This window comes from Xanthomonas sp. LF02-5, from assembly GCF_034105325.1.
GTDB lineage: Bacteria > Pseudomonadota > Gammaproteobacteria > Xanthomonadales > Xanthomonadaceae > Xanthomonas_A > Xanthomonas_A sontii.
This window is the reverse complement of the sequence record NZ_JAXGGF010000016.1, coordinates 1-1,165: the sequence shown is the minus strand read 5'-3', so window position 1 is coordinate 1,165 and position 1,165 is coordinate 1. Positions and strand designations below refer to the sequence as shown.

The window sequence follows — 1,165 nt, the reverse complement described above, 5'->3', positions numbered from 1 at the left end:
CGTAGGAGTCAACTGTCATGCACCTGCGATGACAGGAGGAGCGTACGGGGCCTGATCGCGCGCGATGGCATTGAGCCAGCGCAGGAACTTGTGCATGCAGGCGACGATGGCGACCTTGGCCGGCTTGCCCGCTGCGCGCAGACGTGCGTAGGTGTTGGCCAAGGGGGATTTGGCGCGGATGCTGGCCCAGGTGGCCATGTACAGCACGCGCCGCACGTCGGCACGTCCGCCTTTGATGCGGCGCTGGCCTTTCCAGCAACCGCTGTCGTGATTGAACGGGGCCAGCCCGACCAGGGCAGCGAGCTTGCGTGGCGGCAGCGTGCCCAGCTCTGGCAGCCGCGCGGCCAGAACCGCGCGCAGGATCGTCCCGAGCCCAGGCACCTTGGGTAGGCTCGAGCAGGTCTTGCCCTGCTGCTCGATCTCCTGCGTCAACGTCTGGATCTGCTGGTTCAGCAGGGCGATCACCTCTCGGCAGCGGTGTTGCGCCTTGGCGCTGGTAATGTGTTCCAAGCGCCGCCGATGGGCATCGCGCTGGCCCACCAGGGTGGCACGCAGGTCCAGCAGTTCGCGAAGAGACTGCTGGTGCCCGGGCACCACGGGCGTGGGGGTGGTCGGGATGTGCTGGGCGGCGATGGCCAGCAGGCGCGCGTCCAGGGCATCGGTCTTGGCATGCAGGCCCAAGGCCTGGGCGAGCTTGCGCGGACGATCGGCGGCCATCCGCACTGCCGGCAGGTCCGCCTCTCGGAGCACCTGCAGCACGGCATGTTCGTAGCCGCCACTGGCTTCCAGCACGATCCGCTCGCAGTCCATCCCAGCCAGACGTTGGGCCAGCGCACGCTGCCCCTGTGGCGTATTGGGCTGGGTCCAGGCCTGCTCGTCCGGCAGGACATGAATGACCAGCTCAGCCTTGGATACATCGATCCCGACATGGCGCCGCATAGACGTTCTCCGCAGTAGACTCATGGACGAGAGCGCTCCTGCCGATGCCCATGCTTGTGGAGTTCGAGCTCGTCACTCGGGCAACTGTTCGGGCTTGTCAGGCAGGAGAACCGGAGTGCGGCGGCGCTGACTCCTACTCGTGCTTGCTGGCACTGCGGCTAAACGGCCTGCCGCACTCCGCTCTCACCTACAACGATAGACCCTTATTTGACACAAGCGGCTTCAG

1 protein-coding gene is annotated in these 1,165 nt (G+C 66.3%); it reads right to left on the bottom strand.

The window, feature by feature from the left end; translation table 11 throughout:
* Positions 1 to 15: 15 nt before the first annotated feature.
* Positions 16 to 939: an IS110 family transposase gene (locus SLW52_RS21030; protein WP_026143295.1), complete on the bottom strand. Its 924-nt coding sequence runs from the start codon at positions 937 to 939 to the stop codon at positions 16 to 18.
* Positions 940 to 1,165 lie beyond the last annotated feature (226 nt).

What these genes read in the sequence shown, in the direction of transcription:
- SLW52_RS21030 (WP_026143295.1), bottom strand. Translation starts at nt 939, where the DNA reads ATGCGGCGCCATGTCGGGATCGATGTATCCAAGGCTGAGCTGGTCATT.